Genomic DNA, 22188 nt, shown 5'->3' on the forward strand with positions numbered 1-22188 from the left:
CGCTGCGCTGCACCGCGCGTGAGCGCTCAGCGCCCCGAGCCTTGGGCCGCGATGATTTCCTGCGCCACCTGGCGCGGCGCTTCGGCGTAGTGCTTGAACTCCATCGTGTACGTGGCGCGGCCCTGCGTCAGCGAGCGCAATGACGTGGAATAGCCGAACATCTCGGCCAGTGGCACCTCGGCGCGCACGACCTTGCCGCCGCCACCCGCGATGTCTTCCATGCCCTGCACCATGCCACGCCGCGAGGACAGGTCGCCCATCACGTTGCCCGTGAAGTCTTCAGGCGTTTCCACCTCGACCTGCATCATCGGTTCAAGCAAGACCGGGTCCGCGCGACGCATGCCTTCCTTGAAGGCCATCGAGCCCGCCATCTTGAAGGCGTTTTCGTTGGAGTCCACGTCGTGGTACGAGCCGAAGAACAGCGTCGCCTTCACGTCGACCACCGGATAGCCCGCCAGTACGCCCGCATTCAGGGACTCGCGGATGCCCTTGTCGACCGCCGGAATGAATTCGCGCGGCACCACACCGCCCTTGATGGCGTCGACAAACTCGTAGCCCTTGCCGGGTTCCTGCGGCTCAAGTTTCAACACAACATGGCCGTACTGGCCGCGTCCTCCCGACTGCTTGACGAACTTGCCTTCGACTTCGTTGCAGGCCTTGCGGATGGTTTCGCGGTACGCCACCTGCGGCTTGCCGACGGTGGCCTCCACGTTGAACTCGCGCTTCATGCGGTCGACCAGAATTTCCAGGTGCAGCTCGCCCATGCCCGAAATAATGGTCTGTCCGGATTCCTCGTCGGTGCGCACGCGGAACGACGGATCTTCCTGCGCCAGCCGGTTCAAGGCAATGCCCATCTTTTCCTGGTCGGCCTTGGTCTTGGGCTCCACCGCCTGGGAAATGACCGGCTCGGGGAAGACCATGCGTTCCAGGATGATGATGTGGGCGGGGTCTGAAAGGGTGTCGCCGGTGGTGACGTCCTTGATCCCCACGGCCGCGGCGATATCGCCCGCGTACACCTCGGTGATTTCGCGCCGCTCGTTGGCGTGCATCTGCAGGATGCGGCCCAGCCGTTCCTTCTTGCCCTTGATGGGGTTGTAGACAGAGTCGCCGGATTTCACCACGCCTGAATACACGCGGAAGAACACCAGTTGGCCGACGAAGGGGTCCGTCATGATCTTGAACGCCAGGGCCGAGAACGGTTCGTTGTCGGCGGAATGGCGTTCAATCTCGCCATCGCGTTCGTCGTGGCCCTTGATGGCGGGCACGTCCAACGGCGACGGCATGTAGTCGATGACGGCGTCCAGCATGGCTTGCACGCCCTTGTTCTTGAAGGCGCTGCCGCACAGCATGGGCACGATCTCGTTGGCGATCGTGCGCGCGCGCAGGCCCTGCTTGATCTCGTCTTCCGTCAGGGTTTCGCCCGACAGGTATTTTTCAAGCAGGGTTTCATTGGCTTCGGCGGCCTTTTCGACCATCTTGTCGTGCCACTTCCGGGCCTCGTCCTGCATGGCAGCGGGAATGTCCACGTACTGGAATTTCACGCCCTGGCTGGCGTCGTCCCAGATGATGGCTTTCATCTTGACCAGGTCGATCACGCCTTCGAAGTGGTCTTCGGCGCCCACGGGCAGTTGGATCGGCACGGCGTCGCCTTTCAGGCGTTCGGCGATCTGGCGCTGCACGCGCAGGAAATCGGCGCCCACGCGATCCATCTTGTTTACGAACGCCAGGCGCGGCACCTTGTACTTGTTGGCCTGGCGCCAGACGGTTTCGGACTGCGGCTGCACGCCGCCCACGGCGTCATAGACCATGACGGCGCCATCCAGTACGCGCATGGACCGTTCAACTTCAATGGTGAAGTCAACGTGGCCCGGCGTGTCGATGATGTTGATGCGGTGTTCGGGGTAATTGCCCGCCATGCCCTTCCAGAAGGCGGTGGTGGCGGCCGACGTGATGGTGATGCCGCGTTCCTGCTCTTGTTCCATCCAGTCCATCACGGCGGCGCCGTCATGGACTTCGCCGATTTTGTGGGTGATACCGGTATAGAAGAGGATGCGCTCGGTCGTCGTCGTTTTGCCCGCGTCGATATGGGCGCTGATGCCGATGTTGCGGTAAAGCTCGATGCGCGTCTTGCGAGTCATGGCCTCTTCCTTGCAGTAAACCACTAGGCAGTACGGCAAGCCCGACCGGGCGCTGCCGCGGCGGGCGCCATGCCGCGTTTCGTGTGGGGTGATGCGTAACCGCGCCCGCGCTGATGCGTGAATATTACGCGCCGCGCGCCAAGTTTCAAGCTTTGCCACTACGGCCGACAAGGAAACCCGGCATCGCGGCTTTACCGCCGCCCCGCCGGGCGGCAACGCGTGCGCAACGCCCACAAAAAAGCCCCTCTTGAAAGAGGGGCTGTGCACGGCACGCGAGGCAGCAGCGATAGGCGAGGCGCGCACGCCCGGCCTTGCCGCCCGCCTTACTTCTTGTCTTCTTTGACGCGATACACCAGCACGGCGGTGGTCGCCAGCGACAGCACCTTGGCGGTGACGCTGCCCAACAGCAGGCGCGACAGGCCGCTGCGGCCGTGGCTGCCGATGAAGATCAGGTCGCAGCCGACGTCGGAAGCGGCTTGCACGATGCCGTCCGCAACGTTGAAGTTGGACACGGCGCGCGATTCGGATTTGACCCCGGCGGTATCGGCGCGGTCGGTGATCTGCTTCAGATACTTGTCGGCTTGCTCTGCCGATGCCTTCTCGTAGTCTTCGTCGGTGATGGCGTAGGCGGCGGCCATGCCGTCAAACCCGATGGTGGCCGCAAACGGCTGGGTGACATACAGCGCGACGACTTCCGCGCCGACCGAACGTGCGAAGGAAATGCCCGCATTGGCGGCTTGGGCCGACAACGGCGAACCGTCGGTGGGAATCAGGATCTTCTTGAACATCTTGCCTGCTCCTGTTTGAGAGGGATCTTTATGCTACCGGAAAGCCGCCCGGCCCACATCAATGTGAGCCCGGCGATCTTGACGTGCGTCAACCTAATTGCTGAGCGGCGGCGTACAGGTTGGTGCAACGGGTGCCGGTGCGGCAATAGGCCAGCACGGGGCCCGGCAGGGTCTTAAGCAGTTCGGCAAAGCGAACGACATCCGACACCGTCATGGCGCTGCCCACCACGGGTTGGTATTCGATTTTCAGGCCGGCCGCTTCGGCGGCCTTGGACACGTCGGCGGCGGTGGGCTGGTCCGGGCCGCCTTCGAAGTCGGGGCGGTTGATGATGACGCTCTTGTAGCCTGCGGCGGCCACTTCAGCCATGTCGTCGGGGCCGAGTTGCGGCGCGACGGCGAAGTTTTCAGTCAGGGGTTTGATCGGTGCGGACATGGCGGTTCCTTCAAATAGATAGCTGCATATTATTGATTGTAGGAGCCGTTTTGCGCGAAGAGTTTTTCCAATTGGGTCCAGATCCCACGGTCGTCGGCGATCGAGACGGAAAAGCGCAGCATGGTCGACGGCGCCTGCGACGGCGAAAACAGCGTGCCCGGCGCCAGCAGCATCCCCCGGTCGGCGGCCTCGCGCGCCAGCACCTCGCTATCGCGTCCGCAGTCAGCCCAGACAAACATCCCGGCATTGGGCTCGTGGGGCACTGTCAGGCCCAGCTTCAGCAAGCCTTTCAGGCAGCGCTGGCGCGCGTCGTCCACCCTTGCGCGCACGCGCTCGATGTGGCGCCGGTACTGCCCTTCCATCAGCACGCGATGGATCACGCGCTCGCCCAGTTCAGGCGAAGTCAGGCCGGCCAGCATTTTCAAGTCGGCCAATTTCTGAAGAATGTCGGGGTTGGCCGCGACATAGCCCACGCGCAGGCTCGCGGCCAGCATCTTGGAATAACCGCTGACCAGGATGACGCGGTTCAGCCGGTCAAGCACGGCCAGCTTCATGGCGCCGCCCGGATGCAGTTCGCCATAGGTGTCGTCTTCGACGACCATGAAGTCGTGGCGTTCGGCGATGCGCAGGATGTCGTAGGCCACACCGGCCGACAGCGTATGGCCGGTGGGGTTGTGGACGGCGCTGTTGATGATGAACAGCTTGGGCTTGTGCTCGGCGGCCAGTTGCTCTAACAGGGCGATATCCGGGCCATCGGGCCCACGCGGCACGCCGATCAGGCGGGCGCCAAATGCCGCCAGGCGGCCGAAGATGACGAACCAGGCGGGGTCCTCGACCAATACGGTGTCGCCGGGTTTGACCAGGTACCGGGCGATCAGGTCCAGACCGTGTGTAACCCCGTTCGTGGTCAGCAGATTCAGTTCGGGGTGCGCGGGCACCCCGTCGTTCTGCAATGTGGCCGCAATCTGCTGCCGCAACGGCGCAAAGCCCTGCGGGTGGCCGTAACTGACCAGGTTGGCGCGTACCGACCGCCCCACCGCGCGCACCGCGCCGGCCACCATTTCCGGATCCAACCAGTCGGCCGGCAACAAGCCCGCGCCGCCCGGCATGCCCTGAGCAGTGGTTTCGCGAAACATACTGCGCAGCAACCAGGCGATATCGATGCGCGCGGGCGGCGCGAGCGATGCGGCAGGGGCCGTGGCCACCGCCGCCAAGGGGCCGCTGCGCGCGCGGACGAAGAAACCAGCCCCACGACGCGACTGCACCAGCCCTCGAGCGACCAGGCGGTCATAGGCCTCGACCACGGTGAACCGGCTGACGCCGGACTGCTCGGCCATTTTGCGAATGGACGGCAGCCGCGTTCCCGGACGCAGGCCTTGTTCGTCGATACGGCGCGCCAGGCCGTCGGCCAACTGCGACACCAACGAGGCATCGGCCTGACGCACGGGTAGCCAAGGCAGGGAGGAAGCGGGGGGAGGAGCAACTGTCATGGGAATTTGACCAGGCCAGTGATTAAAGTGATATGCCAAAGTGTACCGGTACTGTACCGATAACTATGCGTAGAGTGACAGCAATACGGCTTGCCCGCAATGGGTGACGTCCTCCTGTTTCGGTAATCACATGACCCGCTCCACGCTCTATCCCCCGGCCCCGACGTTGCCCGCCGCGCCCTCCTCTGTCTGGGAAGGCTATGGATACGGCTTCCTGGGTGTCCTGGTCTTTTCCCTGACGCTGCCCATGACCCGCTTGGCCGTGGCCGAACTGGCTCCGCTATTGGTCGGGCTGGGACGAGCGCTGGTGGCGGCGGTACCGGCCGTCGCCCTGCTTTGGGTGACGCGCAGCCGGCGACCGAACCGGCAGGAATGGCCCGGCGTCATTCTTGCCGCCTTGGGCATCGTGGTGGGCTGGCCCCTGGCGTCGTCCATGGCAATGCAGACGGTGCCTGCCGCGCACGGCGCCGTGTTCAACGGGCTGCTGCCGCTGTCGACCGCTGCCTTTGCCGCATTACGCAGCGGCGAACGACCTTCCGCCTCCTTTTGGAGCTGGGCGATCGTCGGCGCCGCGCTGGTAACGGTTTATGCGCTGCGCCAGGGCGACGGCACCTTGAGCACGGGCTACCTGTGGTTGCTCGTGGCGGTTGTGCTGGGCGGCATGGGCTATGCGGAAGGTGGACGCGCCGCGCGCACGCTGGGCGGCTCGCGCACCATTTGTTGGGCGCTGGCGATCAGCGCGCCCGTCGTCGCCGCGCCGGTTGGCTGGATGGCGGCGCAAGCCACCTGGCCAAGCGCCGCAGTGGTGTCAGCTTGCGCGTATCTTGCGATCGGATCTATGTTTCTTGGCTTCTTCGCCTGGTATCGCGGCCTGGCCGTGGGCGGCATTGCCCGGGTAGGCCAAGTGCAGTTGCTGCAGCCCTTCCTGACCGTCGTCGCGGCCGCATTGTTGTTTGGCGAAACCGTGGAGGCGTCGACATTCGTCTTTGCCGCTGCCGTGATCGCCGTTATTGCCGGCGGACGCCGCGCCATCGTAAGGACCCAAAAATGAATCTGTTCCCGACCAACTGGGCCGACGTGCCCCTGGCTTCCATGTCGCTGTTGGGGCCGCTGGCCCTGTTTGCGCTGGTCAGCTCGATTACGCCGGGACCCAATAACGTCATGCTGGCGTCGTCCGGCTTGAACTTTGGCTTTCGCCGCAGCCTGCCCCACCTGCTGGGGGTGAACCTGGGATTCACCTTGATGATCTTCCTGGTGGGCATCGGACTGGGTTCGGCGTTCCAGCAGGTGCCCGAGCTTTACACCGCTCTGAAGTACGCCGGCGCGGCCTACCTGCTTTACCTGGCCTGGAAGATTGCCAACTCCGGCGACATGGAAGATGGCGAGGCGCGCGGCAAGCCGTTCACTTTCCTGCAAGCGGCGGCGTTCCAGTGGGTCAACCCGAAGGCCTGGGTCATGGCGGTGGGCGTGGTGGCCACCTATACGCCGCAAAACGGCTTCTTCGCCAATCTGGTCATCGCCACCGTGGTGTGCGGCGTGGTCAACCTGCCCAGCATCGGCGTGTGGGTCACATTCGGCACCGCCCTGCGCCGCGTACTGCACAAGCCCTGGGCGATTCGCGCGTTCAACGTGGGCATGGCGCTGCTGCTGGTGGCATCCCTGTATCCCGTGGCGCTGGATCTGCTGCGCTAAAGCCAAAGGCTGGCGGGCGGGCGCGGAGTGTTGACGGCCCCGCCGCATCCGGGAGTATGCTGACGGCGGAACCCAGCCGGCCCGACAGGGTCATATTTTCCATGCCCGCCCTGACCCGCTTTTCGCCCCGCCGACTATTCGTCGCCGCCCTGCTGGCCGCCGCCAGCGTGGTCGGCTGCTCGCAGCTGGACTCCTGGCAACGCCAGACGATCTTCTCCCCCCAGTCAGAACCGCAGACATGGTGGCGCGAACCCGCCGCCGGCACCGAGGTCTACGACCTGAAGCTGGCCAACGGCGACCAGATTCGCGCCTGGTACCGGCAAAGCGCCCAGGCAAACGCGCCCACCGTGCTTTACCTGCATGGCGCGCGCTGGAACCTGAACGGCAGCGCCTTTCGCATCGACGGGTGGGCGCGCATGGGCTATTCGGTGCTGGCCATCGACTACCGGGGCTTCGGGGCCTCGACGCCGCGCCTGCCCTCGGAAGAAAGCGCGCTGGAAGACGCCATGGCGGGGCTGAAGGAATTGGCCCGGCTGCAACCTGACCCCGCCCGCCGTTTTGTCTATGGACATAGCCTGGGCGGCGCCATCGCCATCGACCTGGCGGCCCGCCCCGAACAACCCGATTTTGCCGGCCTGATCGTGGAATCCAGCTTCACCAGCATCGGCGCCATGCTGGGCACGTTGCGCTGGGGCAAGGTGCCCGGCGCCGGGCTGCTGGTCACGCAGCCCTTTGACTCGGTGGACAAGCTGGCGCGCATGCATACGCCCATGCTGTTCATGCACGGCACGGCCGACCGCGTCGTGCCGCACACGATGAGCGACGAACTGTTCGCCGCCGCGCGCAACGTGGCCCCGGAGCTGAAGCGCTTGGTCAAAATCGAAGGCGCCTCGCACTCGGGCGCCTTTCGTAGCGGCCCGCAGTACGAGGCCGCCGTAAGAACCTTCATGCAGGACGCGTCGCGCGCCTACACGCGCAAGGAAGGCTGAGCGCGCCTTCGCTCGCGCCAATGCGCTAGGTTACGATACGGATCGGCGCAAACAGCTGGCCGGCAAGCAATGGTGCAAACCGAAGGAAAGCAATAATTCATGGCTGGAGCAGAGCCCAAGCGACGCGCTGCGGACGTCGCCTACGGCCAGATCGAAAGCATGATCGCCACGCTGCAATTGGAACCCGGCAGCGCGGTCGTGGAAGCGGATCTGGTTGAAAAAACCGGCCTGGGGCGAACGCCGCTGCGGGAAGCGCTGCTGCGCATGGTGGCTGCCGGCCTGATCCGCCAGGAACCCAGGCGCGGCCTGCGTGTATCGATGATCCAGTTGGCGGATCACATGGATCTGATTCAGACCCGCCGCGCGCTGGAACATCTGATAGCCGCCAACGCCGCACGCCGGGCCACGCCCGTGCAACGCAGCCAGATCGTGGAATGCGCGGCGCAGATGATCCGCGCCTCGGAAGGCGGCAACCTGGACGACTACATGCACGCGGACCAGTTGTTGGACCATGTCTGCCATGAGGCCTGTCGTAATGAGTCGGCGGTGAACGCCGTCGAGCCACTGATCATCCAATGCCGGCGCTTCTGGTACGCCTATCAGCATGAAGGTGACATCGCCGAGGGTGCGCGCCGCCACATGTTGATGGCCCAAGGCATCGCCACCGGCAACGAAGCCGACGCCATCAAGGGCGCCGATTCGTTGATGGACTACCTGGAAATGTTCACGCGCAAGGTGATCAACGCGTAATTTAATCAGCGCGTAATGGGAGCGACCGTCGGGGGAGCGACCGTCGGCGGCGCCTCGTCCGCCTTGCCCCGGCCCAGCCACTGCATGACGCGCGGGCGCGAGCGGTCGTAGGCCAGGTTGTACAGGAAGGCGTAGGGCAGGTAGAACAGCACCAGCGCGATGTCCAGCACGAAGGCTTCCCACAGGCTGATATTGAGCCACCAGGCCGCCAGCGGGATCACGATCAGAATCAGGCCCAGCTCGAAGCCGAAGGCGTGAACAACCCGCACGCGCATGTTGCGGGTGAACCCCAAGCGGTTTTCCAGCCGGTCGAATCCGGCGTTGTAGATCATGTTCCACACCAGCGCGATCCAGGCGATCACCGCGGTCAGCACGCCCATTTCGAACAAGGATTTGCCCATGGCCCAGGCGGCAGCCGGCGCGCACAGGCCGATGGCCAGGATTTCAAACAGGAAAGCGTGGAAGAAACGTTCTTTGAGGGTTTTGGTGCTTGGGATTTTGGAGGATTGCGACATGACCCACCTGCGGTCTATTTAAAGGAACGGCAACGATTTTCGACGATATTTCCGGTACGATAAAGATACTATCCATCGGAAAACCCGATATAACCATGCGCCACTCGCTTGAATCCCTGGCGGCGTTCGCCCAAGTCGCCTCTGAAGGTTCCTTTTCTGCCGCCGCCCGCAAGCTGGGCAAAAGCCAGTCCACCATCAGCGAGACCATCGCGAACCTGGAGGTGGACCTTAACGTCACCCTCTTCAACCGCAGCCAGCGGCAGCCCGCCCTGACCGAAGCCGGCCAGGTGCTGCTGGGCCAGGCGCTGCAGGTGCTGGCCGCCAACGACCGCTTCAACCGCAGCGCCAACCAGTTGGCCGACGGCCTGGAACCCCGGCTGACCGTGGTGCTGTCGGACACGTTCCAGTCGAAGACATTCGAGAACATGCTCAGCCAGATCGACCGGCGCTACCCGGCGCTGCGCTTTGAATGCCTGATCGCCGAATACGAAGACGTGGTGGCGCTGGTGCAGCAAGGCCGCGCGCATTTGGGCCTGATGGCCGCGCAGGACGATTACCCGCCCGACGTGGCGCACGCAACGTTGTCGGAGCTTTCCGAAATCGTCTTGTGCGTGGGCCGCAACCATCCACTGGCCAGCCAGCCCAGCGTCGGCACCGATGCGCTCAGGCTCGAACGCGAACTGCGCCTGAGCACCTACGAGCTTGACGACAAGGACGCCGCGCCGCCGAACGCAACCTGGTCGGCGCCGGGTTACCTGATGCTGCTGGAAATGGCGAGCCTGGGTTTTGGCTGGGCCGAACTGCCCCGCTGGATGATCCAGCGCTTTGGCCGCGACCAACTCGTGGAACTGACGGTGCCGGGCTGGCCGCGTCACATCCGCGTGGACGCCGTCTGGTCCACCCGACGTGCGTTGGGGCCGGCAGGCGCGTGGCTGCTGGATAGCCTGACCCGCGACGCATCCCCGCAGGCCGCCTGATTCGCGCCCTTCCCCCCTTCAATACGCAGGCAGCCGAGAGATGCGCACGCCATTGGCGTTCATCCAGTCACCCAGCTTGGGGCTTGCCAGCACATCGAACTCGGCACGGCGTTGGCTCGACATCGGATTGCCGTCTTGCACGCGCATGGCGGGATGGCACATCAGCAAGTCGCCGTCGCGCGCATTGAACAGCCAGTGCTGCAGCAGATCCGCATAACGCCGCTTGCCGCCTTCGAATCCATACACGCCCAGCAGCCGGCGATTGGTACGCAGCCCGACGCGGCTGGCCTGACGCGCCAAGGCCCCCGCACCCAGCGCCCCGATGACGCGCGCCTTGATCGACTCCTTGAGCGGAATGCCGCAAAGCATGCCCGGGGCGGTCTGACGCAACCAGGGCCTGTGCGCACCCTGGCGACGCTTCAACTGCGACAGCACCTGATCGCGTATGCCCGGCAGCTGATGCACGTGCTGATGGCCATCGACATAATCCGGCACGCGGCCGAACGCGGCTTCAAACGCATCGAACTGCTGGTCCAGTTGTGCCTGAACCCAGTCCGTGTCCAGGCGGCCCGCATAGGCGTTGAAGATCAGCTTGCCCAAGGCAGGCATGGGCTCAGCCCCGGCGCCCAGCGATTCGGTCAGGTTCACGTGCAGGCCGATATCGACATTGCGCTCGCCCAGACGGTGGGCGTTGGCGGCGAACGTAGGGCCCAACGCCAGGCAACTGACCGCGCTGATTCGGCCCATGTCGGCCAGTGCGATCATGCCTTCATCGATGTCGGCATTCATGCCAAAATCGTCGCCGCAGACTATGACTCGTTTGCTCATCGCGTTTACCTCAAGATTCTCATTCACGCCGGCCCAATGCGCGCCTTGCTTCACCAGATCAGCCTCTTTGTTGCCGTTGGATGCGCCGCAGCCGCAACCCATTGGGCAGTTGCCGTCGGCTGCGTCGAGGCCTTCGCCATGCGGCCGCTTGCCGCCAACCTGATCGGATGGCTGGTCGCCTTCGCGGTGTCGTTCGCTGGCCACTATCGGCTGACGTTCCAACATGCCCAAATTCCCTGGACCATAGCAATCCGTCGTTTCTTCTTGATTTCAGCAGCGGGCTTCGTCATCAACGAGTCGGCCTATGCGCTGTTGCTGCGCACCACCAACATCCGCTATGACCTCTTGCTGGCCCTGATCCTGATTGGCCTGGCGTTCGCCACGTTCGTAGCGAGCAGGCTGTGGGCCTTTCGCAAGCCCGCCAAATAAGCGGCGCACGTGCCGGGATGAGACGCCAACGCCAGACGCCAGGCTCAGTCCCCAGGCTTGCCGGGCTCCGTGTCGGCATCCATGGGCCGGCCACGGCGCTGGCGCACCACATACAGCGGCCGCCCCTTGACCTCGTCAAAGATGCGCGCGACGTATTCGCCCACGACTCCCAGCGAAATCATGTTCACGCCAGCAAAGAAAAGCACGGCGGTGACGATGGTCGTCCACCCCGAAACAGGGTTACCCGAGCGCAGGTAGTCGCCCACCAGAAAGGCCGCGTAAGACATCGCCGCGAACGCGAAGACCACGCCGGCCAGGCTCACCAGCCGCAGCGGCCAGGTGGTAAAGGCCGTCAAGCCATCCAGCGCCAGGCGAAACAGGCGCAGGCCGCCGAAGCGGCTGTCGCCATGCATGCGCTCGTCAGGGGTGTAGGGCAACGCTTCGCCTTTGAAGCCGACCCAGGCGTACAAACCCTTCATGAAGCGAGTGCGTTCGGGCAAGGCGTTCAGCGCGTCCACGACGCCCCGGTCCATCAAGCGAAAGTCGCCGGCGTGTGCCGGCACATCGACGCCCCGCGCACTGCTCAACAGCTTGTAGAACCAGCGCGCGCCGGAACGCTTGAACCAGGATTCGTCCTGCCGGGTTTCGCGCACGGCGTAAACCATCTCGGCGCCCGCGGCCCAGCGGGCCAGCATCTGCTCAATCAACGCGGGCGGATGTTGCAGGTCCGCATCCAGGCAGATGACGGCGTCGCCGATGGCGGCTTGCAGCCCGGCGCTCAGCGCGGCTTCCTTGCCAAAGTTGCGTGATAACTGCACGTAGCGAAAGCCCGCGTGTTGCGTCCATTCGGCCATAAGTGATTCCGTGGCGTCTGTACTGCCGTCGTCCGCCACGATGATTTCCCAGCGGCTGCAAAGCGCCGACAGCCGACTGCGCAAGAGCGGCAGCAAGACGCGTAGATTCTCGGCTTCGTTCAGGCAGGGAACCACGCAGGAGATACAACTGTCATATGGCACCGCCGCCGCGGACGCGACCGCTGCTCTCGCGGCCCAAGGCGTTTCCAGCGGGTACGGGTGAGTCAGCACGCGCTGAGGAATCGGGTCAGACCGGAAATGAAGATGCATACGACGGTGGTCTAGGAATGCAGGGAGTGCAATGACGCGAAGTATGTGCGGCACTGCGTCAAATTTTCATGAAATGCCCAAGCGCCAACCTGCCGGCCCGGCCGGCGCAGGCCCCATGGCCGCAGTTATACGTCCCTGATTCGTCACGCCCCGCGAAGCGGCGTCCCGGCCCGCATCGGTAAAATGCGCGGCAGATTTTTGTCTTTACAGGTTGTTATGCAATACCGAGTCCGACCTATGCTTGCCAGCGACGTGGACGGCATCTTGGATACCCAGGCCCTTGCCTATCCCGACTTTCTGCTGGAAAGCGCTGCCTTCTTTTTGAATCGCTTGATGCTCGCGCCCGATCACTGCTGGGTGGCTTGCGCGTCAGACGATGACGCCGTGCTGGGTTATCTGATTTCGTATCCCTGGGACGCGGGCTTGCCGCCTGCCCTGGGGGTGGCGTTGACGGCGCTGCCCACGCAGGCTGACCACTGGTTTCTGCACGACTGCGCCGTGGCGCCGTCCGCGCAAGGGCTGGGCGTGGGCCAGGCGCTGCTGCGCACAGCGGCTTCACGTGCCATGGAATGCGGACTGCAACGCGCCAGCCTGGTGTCGCTGGCGTCGGCGACAAGCTACTGGCATCGCCACGGCTACCGTCCCATGTCCGAAACAAACGCCGCGCCCGATGAAAACGATTTGGCCTTGGCCGACAAATTGGCGGGCTATGGCCCTCAAGCCAGCTACATGGCGCGCAGCTTCCCGCTGTAGCCGCCCTGTCCCGGGCCTTGCATCGCAAGGCCCCGCGCGTTGACGCTTCTTTTCTATACATCACGACATTCGCGGCCGTAATATAGGGCCGCGGTTCATTGATGTGGCCGCAACGGTTCCGATAGTCTGACTTGCTGCGCCCCGCCCGGGCGCGAAGGTTTATATGATCTCGCTTTCGCCCGTCCAGTCCCTGCTAGCCTGCTGCCTGGTGCTGGTCATCGGCCGCGTGCTGACCACCAACATCGGCATCCTGCGCCGCTACAGCATTCCCGACCCCATCGTAGGCGGCCTGTTGTTCGCCATACTGGCCTACGCACTGGCGAACTGGGGCGGCGTTTCCGTCTCGCTGGAAACCAGCATCAGGCCCACCTTGCTGCTGCTGTTCTTCGGCTGCATCGGCCTGACGGCAAACCTGAAATTGCTGGCCAAGGGCGGCCCCCGCCTGATCGCCTTTCTACTGGCGCTGATCCCCTTCCTGATTTTGCAGAACGCCGTGGGTCTGGGCATGGCCTGGCTGCTGGACATGCATCCGCTGATGGGCCTCCTGGGCGGCACGATCACTCTTGTGGGTGGACATGGAACCGGCGCAGCTTATGCGACGCGCTTTGCCGACTTCAACAACATCCAGGACGTCATGGCTTTGGCGATGACCTCCGCCACCTTGGGTCTGGTGCTGGGCGGCGTGGTGGGCGGCCCGGTCGCGGAATGGCTGATGCGCCGGCACAAGCTGGCCGGCAGCCTGGACCCGCGGGCAGATACCGGCAACAAGGTGCCAGACCTTGCCGAGCCCACGGAACCCGCCACCGCCGGGTCGTTCATCGTGTCGATGACGGCGGCGTTTGTCTGCCTGGTCGTGGGCGGCTATCTGGCCATGCTGGTCGAGGGTGCCCCCGTCAGCCTGCCCAACTTCCTGTGGTGCCTGGCCACCGGCGTGCTCATCCGCAACGGCGGCGCGCGCCTGGGTCTGAAGCTGGACGACCGAGCCACCGAGATCATCGGCACCATCGCGCTGTCGCTCTTCCTGGGCATGACCATGATGACGCTGGACCTGTCCAGTGTGGCGCGGCTGGCCGGCCCGCTGGCCCTCATGCTGATAGTGCAGACGCTGTTTTGCGCGCTGTACGCCGCATGGGTGGTCTTCCGGCTGCTCAAGCGCGACTACGAAGCCGCCATTATGTCGGCAGCCTTCTGCGGCTTCGGCCTGGGCGCCACCGCCACCGCCATCGCCAACATGCAGGCCTTGACGCGCCGCCACGGCCCAGCGCCGGAGGCGTTCATCGTGGTGCCGGTCACGGGCGCGTTCCTGGTCGACATCCTGAACGTCATCGTGCTGACGTCCTTGATCTCCTTGCCGTTCGTGGGGGGGATGTGACCATGTTCAAACGCCTTGTCCTGATCGCGCTCTGCCTGATGCTGGCCGCTTGCGGCCGCGCACCCGACGCCGATGCGCTACGTGCCGACGTCAACACCGCCCTGGCCACCACCTATGGCGAAGGTCTGTTCCGCATCACGGACCTGAAACGGCGCGGCTCCGCCTCCGACAGCAATGCGCCCGCGGGCGAAAGCCGTCGCGTGGTGTATTACGACGTCGAACTGACCTTGGGGCGCGACATCGCGCTGGGCGCCTGGGACCAACCCGGCGCCGCGTCGCTGGTGACATTGCTGGGTGCGGGTCCCCGCAGCATCACTGGCGTGAAATCTGGCGGGAACCAGGCAGGCGACCGCCTGGTGGCGCACGCCAGCGCCATCTATCGCCAAGAGGGCGACACCTGGAAACGCGTTACGCCGGCGGGATTCAAGGCCGCCGAAGCGCCGTCGCTGGATACCGGCGCCCCGCCCCCCGTCACCCGGCGATTGCTGGACGCGCTGGACCAGATCACCCATTCCGTCGCCTATAGCGCGTCAAGCACGGCACAGAATGTCGTGCAGCAGGAACTTGAGCGGTCGGTCGCGCGCATCAACGGCCGGTTGGCGCGCCTGCAACAAGGCTACCCGCTGGCGGGCGGCCCCGATGGTGGCGAATACGTGGCGTTCGCGCGCGCCCTCAGCGCCGTGGCGCGCGCCCGCCAGATCCGTGTAACACCGCTTATTACTGGCGGCGGCGCCGAGAACATCGCGCTGCTGCGCAGTGGCGACGCCGTGGTGGGGTTGGCGCAAGCCGACACCGCGCGCCTGGCCTATGAAGGCCGTGGCCCATTCGCCGCGCAGGGGCCCTTCGGCAGCCTGCGCGCGCTGGGCAGCCTGTATCCGGAACTGGTTCACATCGTGGTGCGCGACGACCCCGCATTGCGGGGCGTGCGTGATCTGAAGGGCAAGACCATTGCGTTGGGGCCGGAAGGCTCCGCCGTGCGCGCCACATTGGAGGCCGTGCTGGCCGCCCACGGGTTGCAAGCGGGCCGCGATTACACGGTGGCCGACACCCCGTTCGCCGCGTCATTACCTGCGCTGAACGCCGGCTCGGTGGATGCGGCGGCTCAAGTGATCGGCGTGCCCGCCACGCCGCTGCGCGATGCGCTGACCCAGGCCCAGTTGAAACTGCTGCCCCTGGACCCTGCCGCCATCAAATCGCTGACGGCCGGCAACGGCGACCTGATGCCGTTGGAAATCGCGGCAGGCACGTATCCCAACCAGACCGCGCCCATCGCCACCGTCGGCACGGCGGCGCTGTTGCTCACCACGGCAAACCTGACCCGCGACGAAGCGCTGGTGGTGGTGCGCGCCGTCTATCAAACCGGCCAGGACCTGCTGGCTGCCGGCTCGACCCAAGGCGCGCAGGTGTCGGTCGCCAATGCGCGACGCGGCCTGAGCGTGCCGCTGCACGACGGCGCCGAGGAAGGTTTGGCGGGGTTGGAGCACGCCAAGCCGCGCTGATCGCGGATGCGCTTATGATTGCGCTCCTAATCAGGAATTCCCATGAATAAATTCGACCTCCAAAAAACCCAGGCCTTGAAATTGGCCGGCCAGCTCAAGCAGTCCGCCACCCCCGACCGCTTCGGCGTGGCCTCGCAGGCGCCCGACCGCCGTGAACAGCGCAAGCTGGACCAGGCGGCTGGCCTGGTGCCGTTTCCGCTGAAGCTGTCGCAGGCGCATGCTGACAAGCTGCGTGCCCTGGCCGCCGAACGCGGCGTGTCCACGAATGACATCGTGGCCGACGTCCTGCAGAAAGCCTTGGGCGAATAAGCCCGTATGCACATCTGGGTCGATGCGGACGCCTGCCCCGTAGTCATCAAAGACATTTTGTTCCGCGCGGCGCAGCGCTGGCAGGTGCCGTTGACCTTGGTGGCCAACCAGGCGCTATTCACGCCCCCTTCGCCGCTGATCCGCGCGGTGCAGGTGCCACGCGGCTTCGACGTAGCCGACGCGCACATCGTCGAACGCGCGGAACCCGGCGACCTTGTCATTACCGCCGACATTCCGCTGGCCGCCGAAGTGCTGGCCAAAGGCGCGATGGCGCTCAACCCGCGAGGCGAGCGCTATTCACCTGAAACCATCCGGGAAAGGCTGACGGTGCGCGACATGATGGAAGAACTGCGAGCCGCCGGCATCGATACGGGCGGCCCGCCCTCGTTCAGCCAGGCCGACCGCAAGGCGTTCGCCAATCAGCTGGATACGCTGCTGGCGCGTCTCAATAAAAAGTGATGTAGGCCTTGTACAAGATGGTGCCGATGGCCGTGATCAGGCCAACGCCCATCAATCCCATCCCGATATTGCGGTCGCGAAAACCGAAACCGACCAGCATCATCGCCACGCCCGTGACGATGATGATCAACATGGTGTTGGTGTGGGCATACATGGACGTCTCCCAGGCGCCGACAAGCGCCGCTTCCCTATGTTCCGGCAAGCGCCGCTGAAGGATTTCCTTCCGCGAGTTGCCGCAAAACAATCATAGGGACCTGGGGACACGCTGGCGCACAACGGCAAGCGCCATGCTTGCGCCAAGTCAAGAAAACAAAAAAGCCAACCGGTTAGGGTTGGCTTGCTTTGCTTTTTTTTCCTTTCTTTTTCTTTCTTCTTTGCTCCCCAGCTTTTCAACTGGTTTGCTGGTTCCAAATGACACTGCGCTTTCACGCTTTGCTTGGGCAACAACGGCAATGAATAAATTCCTGCGCTGTCTTCCAAGGGTCTTTGGTGGGTGGTACAAGTTTCGAACTTGTGACCCCTGCCGTGTGAAGGCAGTGCTCTACCACTGAGCTAACCACCCTGAAAGAGGCGAAATAATAGCATAGATTTAAAAACGTGCGCAAGCGGACTGCGGCGATTATTTACGTCGCAGTCACCGGCGCATCCAGCTTGCGCCACACGCACTCGCCGCCCACCGACTTGTCCAGCGCAGCCAGATAGGCGTCATGCTCGGTCAGCTCTTCATCGCTGGCCTTCAGTACGATCAGACCCGAAGCGTCAAACTTCGCCAACACGATGCCGTCGCTGCCCGCGCCGTCGTTGTCGTCAACATCGATCAGCAGCGCGTCCTGGCCGCGCGTCATGGCCAGCCACACTTCCGCCAGCAATTGCGAGTCAAGCAATGCGCCGTGCAGCGTGCGGTGCGCGTTCGAAATGCCGAAGCGGTCGCACAGGGCGTCCAGCGAGTTGCGCTTGCCCGGGAACAACGAACGGGCGTGCAACAGCGAATCGGTGATGGTTTCGCAGAATTCCGAGATCGGACCCCGGCCCGTCTTCGCCAGTTCGGCGTTGAAGAACTTCACATCGAACGCGGCGTTGTGCGCGATCAGTTCGGCGCCCTGGATGAATTCGACGAACTTGTCCGCCACCTCGGCAAAGCGCGGCTTGTCGGACAGGAACTCCGTTGTCAGCCCGTGCACGGCCAAGGCCTCGGGGTCGCTGTCGCGGTCCGGGTTCAGGTAGATGTGCAGGTTATTGCCCGTGGGCATCCGGTTGACCAGTTCCACGCAGCCGATCTCAACGATGCGGTGACCCTGTGCGGGGTCCAGTCCGGTGGTTTCCGTGTCAAAGATGATCTGGCGCATAACTTATTCCGACGCTGCATTGGCCGACGACGGCGGCGTGTGGGCGCCCGGCGGGTGAGCCGGCGGGTGCTCCGCGCTACCGGCGTGGCCGGGTTTCTTGCGTGCGGTGGCAATCAGCGTATAGGCCACCGGCACGACGAACAAGGTCAGTAGTGTACCCAGCAACAGCCCTCCCACCAGCACCCAGCCGATCTGCTGGCGCGATTCCGCCCCCGCCCCCGTGGACAAGGCCAGCGGCACGGTGCCCAGCACCATCGCCCCCGTCGTCATCAAGATCGGGCGCAGCCGCAGCACGCTGGCCTCGATCACGGCGGTGAAAAGCTCTTTGCCTTCGTCCCGCAACTGGTTGGTGAATTCCACGATCAGGATGCCGTGCTTGGTAATCAAGCCCACCAGCGTGATCAGGCCGATCTGGCTGTAGATCGACAGCGTGCCGCCCGTCAGCCACAGCGCCAGGAGCGCCCCCGTCATGGACAGCGGCACCGACAACATGATGATGAAGGGGTTGCGCCAGCTTTCGAACTGCGCGGCCAGCACCAGGTAGATGAAGGCCAGCGCCATGCCGAAGACCAGATAGATGCTGCCCGATGAATCGCGGAACTCGCGCGACTGGCCGTCCAGGTCCGTGATGATGGTGTTGGGCAGTACGTCACGCGCCACCTGATGCATGTGCGTCAGCACCTCGCCCAGCGCGTAACCCGGCGCGACCGCCGCATCAATTTTGACCGCGCGCAGGCGGTTGAAGTGGTTCAGCGACTGCGGCGACACGCCTTCATGCACGCCCAGCAGGTTGTCCAGCTGCACCATGCTGCCGTCGCGCGCCCGCACGTAGATGCCGGAAATATCGGTGGGGTTGGCGCGGTCGCGCGGCGTCACCTGGACGATCACGTCGTACTGCTCGCCCTCGTCCTTGTAGCGCGTGACCTGGCGCCCGCCCAGCATGGACTCCAGCGTGCGGCCCACGGTGTCCACGTTGGCGCCCACGTCGGCCATCTTGTCGCGGTCCACGCGCACCCGCAATTCGGGCGTGTTCAAGCGCAGATCCGTATCCAGGTTGAGCAAACCGGGATACTTGCGCAGCTCGGTCAGGAAGACCTCGGTCAGACGCGCCAGCTCTTCGTACGACGCCTGGCTCATGATGATGAATTCCACCGGCTTGGACCGGGCGGACTGGCCCAGCGACGGCGGGTTGGTGGGAAACGCACGCACGCCAGGCAGGGACGCAAACTGCGGCTGCAACTGCTGGGTGATTTCCTGCTGCTTGCGGGTGCGCTCTTCCCACGGCTTCAGGCGCAGAATGGCGGTGCCGTCCGTCACGGTGGGAAAGCCCACCGTGACCTGGCTGCCGCTGGCCTCGGAAATCTGTGAATAGAACTTCTCGATACCCAGCATGCTGTCCAGCGTGTAGTTCAGCGTCGCGCCTTCCGGCGAATTGACGATGCCGAACACCACGCCCCGGTCTTCGACCGGCGCCAGTTCGCTTTTCACCACCGAGAACAGTACGCCACTGCCCCCCGCCACCGCCGCGCCTATCACCACCACCAGCCAACGATGACGCAGCGATGCGCCCAGCAGGCGGCGATAGCCGTTGCTCATGCCGTTGAGCCAGCCTTCGATCAGGTTGTACCAGCGGTTGTGATTGCTTTGATGGCGCAGCAGCACCGAGCACATCATGGGCGTCAGCGTCAGGGCCACGAAACCCGACACCAGCACCGCACCGGCCAGCGCCAGCGCAAATTCAATGAACAAACGACCGGTGCGGCCCGTGGCGAAGGCAAGTGGCGCGTACACCGTCACCAGCGTCATCGTCATGGCCACCACCGCGAAGCCGATTTCCTTGGACCCTCGCAGCGCCGCTTCCTTGCGCGGCATGCCGTCTTCGATATGCCGGTAGATGTTCTCCAGCACCACGATGGCGTCATCCACCACCAGCCCGATCGCCAGCACCATGGCCAGCAGGGTCAGCGTGTTGATCGAAAAGCCGAAGAAGTACATCAGCGCACACGCCCCGACCAGCGACACGGGGATCGTGACGATGGGGATGATGCTGGCGCGCAGGTTGCGCAAAAAGAAAAAGATCACCAGCACCACCAGGACGATGGCCTCGCCGATGGTGTGGAACACGGAATCAATGGAGCGCTCGATGAACACCGACGAGTCATACGCGATGTTCAGCTTCATGCCCGCCGGCAGCGTTTCGTTCAGCCGCGCGACTTCCTGGCGCGCCGCCGTGGACAGTTCCAGCGGGTTGGCGGTGGATTGCCGCGTGACACCGATGTTGATGGCGGGCTTGCCGTTAAAGCGCGAAAGGATGCGGTCGCTGGCCGCGCCGATCTCCACATTGGAGACATCGCGCAGGCGCACCGGGTAGCCCTTCACGTTCGCCACGATCACGTCTTCAAACTGCGCGGGCGTTTGCAGGTCGGTGGACGACACCACGGAAAACTCGCGGGCCCGCGATTCGATGCGGCCGGCCGGAATCTCCACGTTCTGGCTGCGCAGCGCGGCCTCTACGTCCTGCACGGTCAAGCCGTACGCGGCCAGCTTGTCGCGGTCAACGTAGATGCGCATGGACGGCAGGCGTTCGCCGAACACACGCACTTCCGCCGCGCCGGGCAAGACGGACAGCCGGGTCTTGATATAGCGATTGATGTAGTCGGACGTCTGGATCGCCGAGTACGACCCCGACTCCACCGCGATGTAGATGATGGGCTGGGAATCGGCTTCAACCTTGCCGATGATGGGCTCGTCGATCTCATCGGGCAAAAAGCGCCGCGCGCGTGAGACTTTGTCGCGCACTTCGGCCGCCGCCGCGTCCGGGTCGCGTGACAGGTTGAACTTGATGTTGATCAGGCTGCGCTCGGAACGGCTGCGCGAGGTCATCACGTTCACGCCCTCGATGCCGGCCAACTGGTCTTCCAGCGGCTTGGTCACCTGGGACTCGATCACCTCGGGCGAGGCGCCCTTGTAGGTCGTATCCACCGAGACAATGGGTTCGTCGATCTTCGGATATTCGCGCACCGTCAGGCGCGAATACGAGATCAGTCCAATCAGGACAATGATCAGCGACAGAACCGACGCAAACACCGGCCGCTTGATGCAGGTTTCCGAGATACGCATGGCGTCACCGCTAGAAAGAGAGAGGGGCCGCGCTCACGAGCCGCCGCCGACGACGTTCACGGCGGCGCCGTCCGTCACGCGCTGTATGCCCGCCACCACAAGTTGGTCGCCCGCCGCGACGCCGGTCAAGATTTCGACACGGCCTTCGCGGCGCTCGCCGATGGTGACTTCGCGCCGCTCGGCCTTGCCATCCTTGACCCGGTAAACGTACTGCGTTTCACCCGATGGAGACAATGCGGCTTCCGGCGCCACCAGGGCCTTGTCCTGATTGAACAGCAACTGCACGCGGGCGAACATGCCCGGGCGCAGCACGGCGTCGCTGTTGGCCACCGTGGCGCGCAGCAGGATCGACCGGCCGCCCGCGTCAACCAGCGGGCTGACGGCATAGACCTGCCCTTGGCGCTCCTGCCCCGGCAGCGCGTCCAGGCGCAGCGTCAGTTGCTGGCCCACCCGCACCTTGCTCAAGTACATTTCCGGCACGCGGAAGTCCACTTTCAAGGGGTCGATCGCCTCCAGCGGCGCCAGGTCCTGCCCCTGGTTGACGTAGTCGCCCACGGACACGCTGCGCAAGCCCACGATGCCGGCGAACGGCGCCGAAATCGTCATCTTGTCCAGGCGCGCCTGCGCCAGCGCCACGGCCGCTTCCTGCACTTTCAGCGTGCTGGCGGACTCATCGCGCGCCTGCTGGCTGACGAAACCCTTGCCCTGCAATTCCACGGCGCGCCGGTAATGGCTTTGCGCCAGCGTCAAATTGGCGCGCGCCTGCGCCAGCTCGGCGCGCGGCACGGAATCGTCCAGCCGTACCAGCACCTGGCCCCGGGCAACCGGCTGGCCTTCCTTGAATTCAATGGCTTGGATCCGCCCCACCACTTCCGGCCGCAGCACGACGGATTCATCCGAACGCAAGCTGCCCACGGCGGACAGGCCGCGCGCGAACGGAATTTCCTTGACGGTGGCAACCTCGACCCGAACGGGAGCGGCAGGCGTCGCAACCGGCCGGGCGGTGCTCTGAGCGGGAGGCGTTGCGCCGGGCGCTAGCCACCGCGGCACGAAAACGCCCAATGCGGCCCCCGCGGCCAACCCGGCCGCGACGGCGGCCAGCAGTACAGCTTTTTTCATGCGCGAATGTGGCTTTGATGCGGCGCGCCCCGGATTCCCCACTTGGACGACACCACAG

Annotated in this window: 22 protein-coding genes and 1 tRNA gene; 11 read left to right on the forward strand and 12 right to left on the reverse strand. The window is 64.5% G+C overall.

Annotated elements, in window-relative coordinates:
- Positions 1 to 26: 26 nt before the first annotated feature.
- The 4 genes from fusA to CVS48_RS02745 form a co-directional block, all read right to left on the reverse strand.
- Complete coding sequence (fusA, locus tag CVS48_RS02730) at positions 27 to 2138, reverse strand: elongation factor G (RefSeq protein WP_100853147.1); 2112 nt, start codon at positions 2136 to 2138, stop codon at positions 27 to 29.
- 323 nt (positions 2139 to 2461) lie between these two features.
- A complete protein-coding gene (locus CVS48_RS02735; protein ID WP_050449174.1) occupies positions 2462 to 2926 on the reverse strand; it encodes a universal stress protein in 465 nt (154 codons plus the stop codon).
- 88 nt (positions 2927 to 3014) lie between these two features.
- Positions 3015 to 3359 carry a protein tyrosine phosphatase family protein gene (locus CVS48_RS02740; RefSeq protein WP_100853148.1) on the reverse strand — a complete coding sequence of 115 codons (345 nt, stop codon included), beginning with the start codon at positions 3357 to 3359 and terminating at the stop codon, positions 3015 to 3017.
- Between the two features lie 29 nt (positions 3360 to 3388).
- Positions 3389 to 4804, reverse strand: a complete 1416-nt coding sequence (locus CVS48_RS02745) for an aminotransferase-like domain-containing protein (protein WP_100853149.1) — start codon at positions 4802 to 4804, stop codon at positions 3389 to 3391.
- Positions 4805 to 4979: 175 nt separating this feature from the next.
- Here CVS48_RS02745 and CVS48_RS02750 point away from each other — a divergent pair, with 175 nt between their 5' ends.
- From CVS48_RS02750 to CVS48_RS02765, 4 genes are all read left to right on the forward strand, one after another.
- Positions 4980 to 5900: a DMT family transporter gene (locus CVS48_RS02750; RefSeq protein ID WP_100853150.1), complete on the forward strand. Its 921-nt coding sequence runs from the start codon at positions 4980 to 4982 to the stop codon at positions 5898 to 5900.
- Positions 5897 to 6541, forward strand: a complete 645-nt coding sequence (locus CVS48_RS02755; RefSeq protein ID WP_100853151.1) for a LysE family translocator — start codon at positions 5897 to 5899, stop codon at positions 6539 to 6541. Before CVS48_RS02750 ends, CVS48_RS02755 begins: the two co-directional genes overlap by 4 nt.
- A gap of 101 nt (positions 6542 to 6642) precedes the next feature.
- Complete coding sequence (locus tag CVS48_RS02760; RefSeq protein WP_100857481.1) at positions 6643 to 7530, forward strand: alpha/beta hydrolase; 888 nt, start codon at positions 6643 to 6645, stop codon at positions 7528 to 7530.
- Positions 7531 to 7629: 99 nt separating this feature from the next.
- Positions 7630 to 8280, forward strand: coding sequence for a GntR family transcriptional regulator (locus CVS48_RS02765; RefSeq protein WP_100853152.1), 651 nt, complete (start codon positions 7630 to 7632; stop codon positions 8278 to 8280).
- 5 nt (positions 8281 to 8285) lie between these two features.
- Here CVS48_RS02765 and CVS48_RS02770 read toward each other — a convergent pair whose 3' ends face one another.
- Positions 8286 to 8795, reverse strand: coding sequence for a multidrug/biocide efflux PACE transporter (locus CVS48_RS02770; protein WP_100853153.1), 510 nt, complete (start codon positions 8793 to 8795; stop codon positions 8286 to 8288).
- A 95-nt stretch (positions 8796 to 8890) separates the two neighbouring features.
- On the opposite strand from CVS48_RS02770, the gene CVS48_RS02775 reads away from it, so the two are divergent.
- Complete coding sequence (locus CVS48_RS02775; protein ID WP_100853154.1) at positions 8891 to 9772, forward strand: LysR family transcriptional regulator; 882 nt, start codon at positions 8891 to 8893, stop codon at positions 9770 to 9772.
- Between the two features lie 18 nt (positions 9773 to 9790).
- On the opposite strand, the gene CVS48_RS02780 is transcribed toward CVS48_RS02775, so the two are convergent.
- Entirely contained in the window at positions 9791 to 10600 is an 810-nt protein-coding gene (locus CVS48_RS02780) for a ChbG/HpnK family deacetylase (RefSeq protein ID WP_100853155.1), read from the reverse strand.
- 36 nt (positions 10601 to 10636) lie between these two features.
- Here CVS48_RS02780 and CVS48_RS02785 point away from each other — a divergent pair, with 36 nt between their 5' ends.
- Positions 10637 to 11029: a GtrA family protein gene (locus CVS48_RS02785; RefSeq protein ID WP_100853156.1), complete on the forward strand. Its 393-nt coding sequence runs from the start codon at positions 10637 to 10639 to the stop codon at positions 11027 to 11029.
- Between the two features lie 44 nt (positions 11030 to 11073).
- On the opposite strand, the gene CVS48_RS02790 is transcribed toward CVS48_RS02785, so the two are convergent.
- On the reverse strand, positions 11074 to 12153 hold the full coding sequence (locus CVS48_RS02790; protein WP_100853157.1) for a glycosyltransferase family 2 protein: 1080 nt from the start codon (positions 12151 to 12153) through the stop codon (positions 11074 to 11076).
- Positions 12154 to 12390: 237 nt separating this feature from the next.
- On the opposite strand from CVS48_RS02790, the gene CVS48_RS02795 reads away from it, so the two are divergent.
- The 5 genes from CVS48_RS02795 (at position 12391) to CVS48_RS02815 (ending at position 16545) form a co-directional block, all read left to right on the forward strand.
- On the forward strand, positions 12391 to 12906 hold the full coding sequence (locus CVS48_RS02795) for a GNAT family N-acetyltransferase (protein ID WP_100853158.1): 516 nt from the start codon (positions 12391 to 12393) through the stop codon (positions 12904 to 12906).
- Between the two features lie 163 nt (positions 12907 to 13069).
- Positions 13070 to 14278 (forward strand): sodium/glutamate symporter, encoded by a 1209-nt coding sequence (gene gltS / locus CVS48_RS02800; protein ID WP_100853159.1) that lies wholly within the window; start codon positions 13070 to 13072, stop codon positions 14276 to 14278.
- Positions 14275 to 15777 carry a TAXI family TRAP transporter solute-binding subunit gene (locus CVS48_RS02805; protein WP_167400939.1) on the forward strand — a complete coding sequence of 501 codons (1503 nt, stop codon included), beginning with the start codon at positions 14275 to 14277 and terminating at the stop codon, positions 15775 to 15777. Before gltS ends, CVS48_RS02805 begins: the two co-directional genes overlap by 4 nt.
- A 42-nt stretch (positions 15778 to 15819) precedes the next feature.
- Positions 15820 to 16086, forward strand: coding sequence for a hypothetical protein (locus CVS48_RS02810; RefSeq protein WP_100853161.1), 267 nt, complete (start codon positions 15820 to 15822; stop codon positions 16084 to 16086).
- A 6-nt stretch (positions 16087 to 16092) separates the two neighbouring features.
- Positions 16093 to 16545, forward strand: a complete 453-nt coding sequence (locus CVS48_RS02815) for a YaiI/YqxD family protein (RefSeq protein WP_100853162.1) — start codon at positions 16093 to 16095, stop codon at positions 16543 to 16545.
- Here the strand turns inward: CVS48_RS02815 and CVS48_RS29335 are convergent.
- The 5 genes from CVS48_RS29335 to CVS48_RS02835 all read right to left on the reverse strand — a co-directional run bounded on the left by CVS48_RS29335 (position 16532) and on the right by CVS48_RS02835 (position 22130).
- Positions 16532 to 16699: a tellurite resistance TerB family protein gene (locus tag CVS48_RS29335; RefSeq protein WP_145964666.1), complete on the reverse strand. Its 168-nt coding sequence runs from the start codon at positions 16697 to 16699 to the stop codon at positions 16532 to 16534. The two genes, CVS48_RS02815 and CVS48_RS29335, sit on opposite strands and share 14 nt — an antisense overlap.
- Positions 16700 to 17032: 333 nt before the next feature.
- Positions 17033 to 17107: transfer RNA gene (locus tag CVS48_RS02820), tRNA-Val, on the reverse strand.
- 61 nt (positions 17108 to 17168) lie between these two features.
- Positions 17169 to 17891, reverse strand: a complete 723-nt coding sequence (dnaQ, locus tag CVS48_RS02825; RefSeq protein ID WP_100853163.1) for a DNA polymerase III subunit epsilon — start codon at positions 17889 to 17891, stop codon at positions 17169 to 17171.
- A 3-nt stretch (positions 17892 to 17894) separates the two neighbouring features.
- On the reverse strand, positions 17895 to 21011 hold the full coding sequence (locus CVS48_RS02830; protein ID WP_100853164.1) for an efflux RND transporter permease subunit: 3117 nt from the start codon (positions 21009 to 21011) through the stop codon (positions 17895 to 17897).
- Between the two features lie 33 nt (positions 21012 to 21044).
- Positions 21045 to 22130 (reverse strand): efflux RND transporter periplasmic adaptor subunit, encoded by a 1086-nt coding sequence (locus tag CVS48_RS02835; protein ID WP_100853165.1) that lies wholly within the window; start codon positions 22128 to 22130, stop codon positions 21045 to 21047.
- Positions 22131 to 22188 lie beyond the last annotated feature (58 nt).

It is taken from the genome of Achromobacter spanius (genome assembly GCF_002812705.1).
Lineage (GTDB): Bacteria > Pseudomonadota > Gammaproteobacteria > Burkholderiales > Burkholderiaceae_B > Achromobacter > Achromobacter spanius.